The organism is Vibrio sp., from assembly GCF_038138445.1.
Taxonomy (GTDB): Bacteria; Pseudomonadota; Gammaproteobacteria; order Enterobacterales; family Vibrionaceae; genus Vibrio.
Genome location: NZ_JAYQDQ010000131.1, coordinates 1 through 7,807 on the forward strand (window position 1 = coordinate 1; position 7,807 = coordinate 7,807).

At 40.9% G+C, this 7,807-nt stretch carries 9 protein-coding genes; 2 read left to right on the plus strand and 7 right to left on the minus strand.

Features of this window, described 5'->3' with window-relative positions; translation table 11 throughout:
• On the plus strand, positions 1–626 hold a 626-nt coding region (locus tag AAFM34_RS19655), incomplete at its 5' end, for an endonuclease (RefSeq protein ID WP_341665759.1).
• A gap of 61 nt (positions 627–687) precedes the next feature.
• Here the strand turns inward: AAFM34_RS19655 and AAFM34_RS19660 are convergent.
• The 5 genes from AAFM34_RS19660 to AAFM34_RS19680 form a co-directional block, all read right to left on the minus strand.
• Positions 688–1,071, minus strand: a complete 384-nt coding sequence (locus AAFM34_RS19660; RefSeq protein WP_341665761.1) for a hypothetical protein — start codon at positions 1,069–1,071, stop codon at positions 688–690.
• Positions 1,072–1,073: 2 nt separating this feature from the next.
• Entirely contained in the window at positions 1,074–2,096 is a 1,023-nt protein-coding gene (locus AAFM34_RS19665; RefSeq protein ID WP_341665763.1) for a trypsin-like peptidase domain-containing protein, read from the minus strand.
• A gap of 381 nt (positions 2,097–2,477) precedes the next feature.
• A complete protein-coding gene (locus AAFM34_RS19670; RefSeq protein ID WP_341665765.1) occupies positions 2,478–2,609 on the minus strand; it encodes a putative transporter small subunit in 132 nt (43 codons plus the stop codon).
• A complete protein-coding gene (locus AAFM34_RS19675) occupies positions 2,597–4,261 on the minus strand; it encodes a sodium:solute symporter family protein (RefSeq protein ID WP_341665767.1) in 1,665 nt (554 codons plus the stop codon). Before AAFM34_RS19675 ends, AAFM34_RS19670 begins: the two co-directional genes overlap by 13 nt.
• A gap of 81 nt (positions 4,262–4,342) precedes the next feature.
• Positions 4,343–5,383 carry a zinc-dependent alcohol dehydrogenase family protein gene (locus AAFM34_RS19680; protein ID WP_341665769.1) on the minus strand — a complete coding sequence of 347 codons (1,041 nt, stop codon included), beginning with the start codon at positions 5,381–5,383 and terminating at the stop codon, positions 4,343–4,345.
• Between the two features lie 485 nt (positions 5,384–5,868).
• Here AAFM34_RS19680 and AAFM34_RS19685 point away from each other — a divergent pair, with 485 nt between their 5' ends.
• Positions 5,869–6,795, plus strand: coding sequence for a putative adhesin (locus AAFM34_RS19685; RefSeq protein WP_341665771.1), 927 nt, complete (start codon positions 5,869–5,871; stop codon positions 6,793–6,795).
• Positions 6,796–6,873: 78 nt separating this feature from the next.
• On the opposite strand, the gene AAFM34_RS19690 is transcribed toward AAFM34_RS19685, so the two are convergent.
• Both AAFM34_RS19690 and AAFM34_RS19695 read right to left on the minus strand, forming a co-directional pair.
• A complete protein-coding gene (locus AAFM34_RS19690; protein ID WP_341665773.1) occupies positions 6,874–7,158 on the minus strand; it encodes a putative quinol monooxygenase in 285 nt (94 codons plus the stop codon).
• A gap of 11 nt (positions 7,159–7,169) precedes the next feature.
• Complete coding sequence (locus tag AAFM34_RS19695; protein WP_341665775.1) at positions 7,170–7,565, minus strand: VOC family protein; 396 nt, start codon at positions 7,563–7,565, stop codon at positions 7,170–7,172.
• Positions 7,566–7,807 lie beyond the last annotated feature (242 nt).

The following is a 7,807-nucleotide window of genomic DNA, read 5'->3' on the forward strand; positions in this document are numbered from 1 at the left end:
TATTTTTAGTCGGTGCCAGCTTTCAGTTAAATGGGGCTCACCGCCAGCTTACGTTTAATATGAACAAATATGTATCGCTACCAGAGGGGTTTAAGACAGATAAATACCGTGGGCGATTAAACAAATGGGAAGCAGAACATATTGTGCCCGCAGAAAACTTTGGGCGAGCTTTCTCTGCATGGCGAGATGGTCATCCTGATTGTATAAACAGCAAGGGTAAAGCGTTTAAAGGTCGCAACTGTGCATCGAAGGTAAGCAAAGATTATCGTTTAATGCAGGCTGACCTGTTCAACTTATATCCTGCAATTGGTAGCGTTAATGCGCAAAGACAAAATTATAATTTTGTAATGCTGCCTGAAGAAGCATCAAGCTTTGGCAGTTGTGATATGAGAATCACAACCCGAAAAGTACAACCTCCCGAAAAGGCGAGGGGAAGAATAGCGAGAGCTTATCTTTATATGGAAGCGGTTTATCCTATTTACCAAATGAGCCGTTCTCAACGCAGCTTAATGAAGGCTTGGGATAAGCAATACCCAGTGACTCAAGTTGAATGTGAAATAGGCAAGCGAATAAGTGCTGTTCAGCACTCATCTAACCCGATACTTGAGCAGAGATGCCCAGTATAAATAAAATAACCACCTCTGATAGAGAGGTGGTTTTAGGCGATTATATTCCTTACCAAGATAGTTAGAAAGGACTTTCAATCAGGTAGTCAAAGTTAGGACTTTGGTTACCCGCTGCATCAAACCCGTAGACACATACTTTAAGTGGTACAGATTGGATACGGATAGGGTTTCTTCTGTATTGAATATAGCGAGCTTCATCACAGTCAATCTCGTCAGGTTTGCCCCAGGCTAACCAGAAGTCAGAGTATTCGGGGACCATAAAAATAGGCTCAAAACCAATCGGTGTCACGTTAAGTACTGGCTTGGTTGATGGAGGAGTATTATCAACCTGAACTTGAACTACGTTTGGCGCACTGGCGTCATCATTTTCTCCTATGATGCAGTATTGATGAACACCTTCTTTACTAACGTCAATTTTGGTTTCGCTGAAGTTGACTTGACTCACTTCTATTGGAGCACTGTAGCCCGAGAGATCTTGGCAAGTTTGATATTATCAGATAATAAGATGTTCTTATAGCGAATCTTACTGTCACTGTTAACGGTGAACTTCCAATCTTGGTATCTAGAGTTTTCCCCGCTGAAGATATAAGGATAGTTAGCGATACTAACGTCGCTCGGCTTAGGCAATGGACAAGCGGAATTGTCTAATGAGAAGGTTCCGTTTGAATTGAAGCACTGGTTTAGATCTTTAATAGGAACGACGTAATTTTTGTTCTTTTTAACGTGTGCACCTTCATCATCAATCGCGCAAGGGTTGCCGCTATAGCAAGTTTTTCCTACGGCAGTATTTGTGGTGGTGTTAATCAGTCCGACTATGGTTTTAGTGTTATCGAACACTGGCGAACCTGAGCTTCCTGGAGAGATACCTTGGCAGTTATTTTCGTTAAAATCATACCAATGCCAGTAGCCTTCAACCACATCAAATGTATTCCCAGATTCACAATATGACAGTTGCAATGCGTTGACGTCCATAGGCACACCTGCAATGGTTATCTCAGACTCCGTAGGCAGTGAGTCTTGAGAAATACGATAAGGCGTTAAGCCTAGAGCAATGAGTTGAGCGACGGTTTGGTCGGATGATAATACCGAGATATCTAAGCCTTTCATCGTTGAGTATAAGACTTTGTTAATACCCACAGAAATGGTTTCTCCAGCATCAATCGAATCTTGAAAGTAATTAAACTTGGCAGTGTAATTTACCGATTTTTCAACCGTTATATCATTACCTGATGATGAGCTGAAAGCATTTTGGCTACAGTGTCCATTTGAGAGAAAGGTTGCTGGAGCGTTTAGATTATCTCCAAATTGAACAAAAGAAACGGTGCAAGTCATGTTACCGCTGAGTTTACCAACAGAGCGATAGAACGCATTTCCTCCGCTTTCCGGTAATTCAGTATTTTTAGCCGCTGAGACAAAGGGAGAAATAAGACTAAGTGTGGCGAAATAAAAGACAGGAATAGAGTATTTCATTAGTAGGCCTCTATGATTGACGTTGTTATAAATGGATGAATCTATGAATAAGCCAAAGGTGCATTTTCATAGCTGAATAGGTTTTAGTTTTTATATGTGTAAGGATTTGTTTTCCGTTAGTGAGTGAATCTCCAAGATGCATATAATTATTCATTTAATGTGTATTTAAATTTCCCGCATATAAGCAACTTTGTGTTATTCACCTTTGATCTTTTTATGCCTCCATTCAATAGAGTTCTTGTTGTGATTTGGAATAGAACCAAGCTTTTTCAAGTCAAAGCCAAGTTGTGGACAGCTTTTTTAGAGAGGACAGTTATATTAGAAGGTGTCCGTAAGATGATTTTTCGAGGCTCAGAGCAAACTGAGCCTCGAAAGTGGAGGTTAGACCATCTCTTTACCTTCTTTTTTGGCTTTGCGCATATCTTTGTAGAGGCTGACACACAAAAGCACCATAATGCCCAACGCCATGAGAGGCCAGATTAGAACATACAGAGTTAATGCTAGGCTTGACATTGTGGGACTCCTTCAATTTCTTGGGTTTGAGTTTTAGAGTCGTTAAAGGAAACAACATCCTTACCTATACTCGTAAAATCAAAGTGTTCTTTTGATCTTAAACTTAAAATCACGCAGGTTAGCGTACTGGCTCCGTAAGCAGTCATCGAGCTTAACAACACCGGATAGTGGCGTAATGCGTCCAATGCAAAAGGCGTGATGCTAATAAACGCTATGCCACCAAGTATGCAAGCCACTTTAAAACCAAAGAAGCCAAACGCCATTAGTCCTATCACAACACCACCCCCAGCAGATGCCACCCACTCAAAGAATAGAGCTGCTAGTCCATGTAGTTCAACCACTTCAAATCGAGTGATAATGAACATCCCAAAGCCAATAATGGCGGCACTGGTGAATGCCAGATTACTGACTCTGTTCCAATACAAGCTGGCGATAACTGGGAAAACAATGGCTCCCCATAGTGCGCCAACAAAGACAAGCATGGTAAGTATGTCGAACTTTAAGCAGGCTAATAACATGGCCAAAAAGGTAGCGCTGACCATAGTTAAACGGCCTATAAATAGCATGGTTTTGGGTTTGACTTTCCCCCGAGACAGGTGCTTTCCATAGATATCTGTCATCACAAGAGCAGAGAGAGCGGAAAGATCCGAATCCGCTGTTGAGGATAGAGAACCAATCACCATAATGAAAAATAAGCCAACCAAAAATGGAGACAGGTAGGTTGCAGCCATTTGTGGGATCAGGTTGTTATAATTGCCGTCTTGAGGAGTAATGCCGGCAAGTAGGGCAAGAAATCCCAGCATACCCAAGCCAATCACAATTGAACCGTAGCCTAGAGTAGCGGTAACAAATGTCGGTTTAAGTAAGTCCTCTCTCACTGCAAACAGACGCTGGGCTATGGTTTGATTACCGATAGCATAGGCTAATACAGCAACAAAATATGGTGCCCCTTGTTCTAGTATGGCCGTTTGCGAATAAAAACTAGATTGCTCAGCAGTGAGTAATGACATGCCTGATTCAAACAGAGCGCTACCACCAAGTTGGAAAAAGATAATAGGTATGATTATCACAGCGGCAAAAATCATAGCGATGACTTGACCAAAATCTGTTGTCACTGACGATCGAAAGCCAGACCAAATAGTGTAGCTAAGCACCCCAAGGCCAGCAATGATAACGCCATGAATAAAGCTCAGTGGAGATAATATCTCCAACAGTGCGCCTGCCGCAGTAAAATTGACTGTCAGGCTGATAAGACTTCCTACTAAATTGGAACCTGCCATGATCATTTGGCTCGAACTGCCGTGGCGAGCATGCATGATTTCGGCAAGAGTATGAGCTTTCGGGGCGATTTGTCTAAATCTTTTACCAAATGGGTAGATAAAGAAAATCATCAAGGCTCCCCAAAAGCCATAATGGAGTGCACCCGATAAACCATATTTATAGCCAGAGGTTGCAGCGGCATAGAAAGATGCGGCCCATATCCATGTGGCAGTCATACTCGCTGCTGCCATACCGAACCCTATCGAGTTATTCGATACCATGTAGCCATCAACGTTTTCTTCTTTTCTGGCTAAGGTGAGTGATATTAAAAACGTTAGGCCGTAGAAGCATAGCAATAGCAGCAACGCTGTCTGGGTCGACATTTGATACATTTATTCTCCTTACTTCTCTCAAAGAGAAATGTCAGGTTAGAAAAGTGAGTTCTAGAGCGAGGTCTAGAACTCACCATGCTTCTAGCTGTTTGTAATCATTACTTTTAATGCATTATGCTTTTCTGCATTGATAAAGGTATCGTATGCCTTGTCAGTTTCACTTAATGGAAAATGGTGAGTACAAAGCTTCTCAGGATGGAGGTGCCCAGCTCGAATTTGCTTAATAAGATCAGGGGTTGTGTAGGTGTGTACAAGGCCGGCTGTCATAGTGAAATTACGCTTCCACATATCTTCTAGACTAATTGTTGCTGGTTTCCCATGAACACCGAGTACCGCTATATTGCCACCAGGGCGTACTAGTTTTTGCGACATATCCCAACCTGCAGGAATACCTATCGCTTCAATCACAACATCTACTCCAACATCGTCAGTAATATCTAGAATTTGCTGGACTGCGGTATTTTCAGAGTTATTTATGGTGTGGGTTGCCCCAAGCTCTTTTGCTGCATCTAATCGATGAGGGTTATTATCGATAGCGTATATCTCACTGGGTGAGAAAAACTTAGCCGTCATTAAAGCTGCCAGACCTACAGGACCACAGCCTATAATGGCAACCGAGTCTGCTGGTTTTAATTTTCCATCTAAGACTCCAACTTCATAGCCAGTTGGGAAAATATCGCTAAGAAAGACTAAAGATTCGGAGTCTATATCTTCAGGGGCATGAAACAAGCTATTATCACCATAAGGTATTCTGACATACTCAGCTTGGCATCCGTCTATTTCGTTTCCTAGTATCCAGCCACCATTTAGACATTGGCCGAACTGAGATTTTTGGCACATGGAACAGCTTCCGCATGAGGTAATACAAGATATGATCACCCGATCTCCAGGCTTGTATTTACTCACCCTACTGCCACATTCCTGTACAACTCCCACCCCTTCATGGCCAAGAATTGTGTCACTTTTAAATGTAGAAACATTACCCCTTAATATATGTAAATCAGTACCACAAATAGTTGTTTTTTCAATTTTAACAATAACGTCACTGTCATCAATTAAAGTCGGCTTAGGTCTTTCTTGAAGAGAGTGATTGCCTTGAGCATCCATAACATAAGCTTTCATTTTACTTCACCTTTTCGATAATGAAATATTCTTAATGTCTTAACGAATATTTTGATTTTATATGGTAGAAAACGCCAGATAAATATATGTTTGTCTATAATTTAAATTATTAAAAAAGACATTAATCTAGCTGGCTTTTGCCGGATTATTACACATGGAAATGAAATGTAAACGTTTGTTATATATTTGCTTTTTCTGGTCTTACCAGTTATTTTGTATTTTTTAAATAAGAAGCTTATCCAACTCTATAATGTCATATCAATTAACTAACTATCAATTTATCTTGAGCTTGGTCAATATCAAAAATAACTTATTAGTTGACTTGATGTAAGACTTATAATCCATTTTCATTGACGTTAGTGATAGTAAAGTATTATTTTTCGTGTGATGTTTTTAAATGGGAATAGATTTAAATATACGTATACCTCATATTGCTTCTATACTTTCTCTGGTCAATAAGCTTTTGATAAAAAAAGGAACGCATTATGTTTACTAAGCAACTGGTATTAAGGACGATCGATAGTTGCATTCTAAGTACGAAGAGCACCAGAAAGAAAACGGTTGGTTTGCCTAAGCTTCGAGGTGATATTGTCAAGCTCACTGATTTGAAGAAGATTAAAGATGTTTTGGTAGAAGCAATCAATGAAGAGGCACCGACAGATCTTAAGCCAGCCGACACTGCTTGTAAGTATTGGGTAAATCGCCACTCTTCATATACGTTTAGGGTTTTTGATAAGGATACGAATACCAAAAAGGCGCTACAGTCTCTTGTTGACGAATACGGCGTGTACTTTAATAGTGACCTTGGCAACTCTAAAGTTTATGAGAAAGCTCTGCCGCCGACCAAGCCACTCATGTTAGGTAAAGCAACATCAATCAGTAAAGCAACCGTCACTAACATGAAACAAGCTTCAAGGCGCGGAGATAAGCAAATAGTCTTTTTAGGCCATGGCGAAACCACCCTTAATACGCATATTCAAATTCCCAAGGGAACGAGTGTTCATTTTTATACCTATGATCAGGCTTTTTTGCGCGATGTAGACGTTAGAGCGATTGCATGCCCGGAAGTATGGGGGAGACACAAGGTGCCTACTGTACGAGAAGTTGCAGGCCCTGGAGCGACCATTAAAGAGCATTATATTGGAGAACTTGATCATCAGGGGCTTGGAGGACACATTGATAACCCCGCTTTCTTAGGCGGCGTTATGTTTACTGGTATTCGTTCTCTATCTTCTCTTCTTGTGCCCAATATGGGTGTCGTGCATTTTGCAGCATGTCGTGCACATCCGACGGATGACATGATTGCCTTTAATAAAGGAGGGGGGGTTAATGCGGATAGTATTGAGCCTCAACAAAGGCGTGACTCAGTCATTGAAAACCTTATGAAACTTGGTGGGTTACCGGATCATTAAGTATAGAAAGAGGGCTAAAAACACTGTTTTAATTTTTAGCCCTAAATCCAGCTACTTCAGTAGGCGGTTATCATTCATTTATAGTTGTTCAAAGAAAGTAATGCTTGGCTCTTTTACTAACAGGCCTTCTAAATTGTCTAGCAAGTTTAAGAAATGTGGTTCTCTGCAGTGCGCATCAAATGCAGCTTGATCGATGAACTGCTCTTGAAACATAAAAATTGATGGGTTGTTTTTGTCTCGCAGCAAAACGTAGCGAATGCAGCCCACCTCATTTTGTGTGGGTTGAACCATATCAAGCAAAAGCTGCTTCAGGATGCCTTCTTGGTTGGGTTTTGCTTCAAAAGTGGCGGTTAAGTGAATCATTTTCGGACCTATTATTGGTATCTTCCATTACGTTGTAGAAACTCGATCTTGTATCCATCAGGATCGGTGATGAAAAATAGTGTCGCTAAAACTCTATCTTGGTGATGAATCGTTTTAATATCCGATGGAAGAATATCTAATTTCTTCAGCTCGTTATGTGTATGTTGGATGTTTTCGACCGATACGGCAATATGGCCATAACCTGAACCATGCGTATAGGACAGATGAGCATCATGATTATACGTCAGCTCAAGCTCGAACCCTGTTTCAGGGTTTGCCATATAGGTTAGTGTGTGGTCGTCAAAAACAAATTGTTCTTTGATGTGTAAAGCAAGTGCTTTGCGGTAAAAATCAACCGAAGTACTTAGGTCACTTACTCTTATCATAGCGTGGATAAGCTTAGCCATTTGTTCCTCCTCTTCACATGAGGTAATAGAATAAACAGGCTTACGTGAGTGTTGGTAGTACTCCAGTACGACATTAACTATTTTTTAGGGTATTTGGAGCTGCTGATGTATGTTGCTCATCACGTTTTCTGGTTGGCGCAGGTAAATGAGGCAGGCGCATCTAAGTAAGGAAGTAAAGTTTTTGACTTGATCGTAAGCTGGCGGTAAACCCCATCTAATCATTTCCTTTTAAATTCGGTATT

What these genes read in the sequence shown, in the direction of transcription:
- AAFM34_RS19675 (WP_341665767.1), bottom strand. Translation starts at nt 4,261, where the DNA reads ATGTATCAAATGTCGACCCAGACAGCGTTGCTGCTATTGCTATGCTTC.
- AAFM34_RS19685 (WP_341665771.1), top strand. Translation starts at nt 5,869, where the DNA reads ATGTTTACTAAGCAACTGGTATTAAGGACGATCGATAGTTGCATTCTA.
- AAFM34_RS19665 (WP_341665763.1), bottom strand. Translation starts at nt 2,096, where the DNA reads ATGAAATACTCTATTCCTGTCTTTTATTTCGCCACACTTAGTCTTATT.
- AAFM34_RS19680 (WP_341665769.1), bottom strand. Translation starts at nt 5,383, where the DNA reads ATGAAAGCTTATGTTATGGATGCTCAAGGCAATCACTCTCTTCAAGAA.
- AAFM34_RS19690 (WP_341665773.1), bottom strand. Translation starts at nt 7,158, where the DNA reads ATGATTCACTTAACCGCCACTTTTGAAGCAAAACCCAACCAAGAAGGC.
- AAFM34_RS19670 (WP_341665765.1), bottom strand. Translation starts at nt 2,609, where the DNA reads ATGTCAAGCCTAGCATTAACTCTGTATGTTCTAATCTGGCCTCTCATG.
- AAFM34_RS19695 (WP_341665775.1), bottom strand. Translation starts at nt 7,565, where the DNA reads ATGGCTAAGCTTATCCACGCTATGATAAGAGTAAGTGACCTAAGTACT.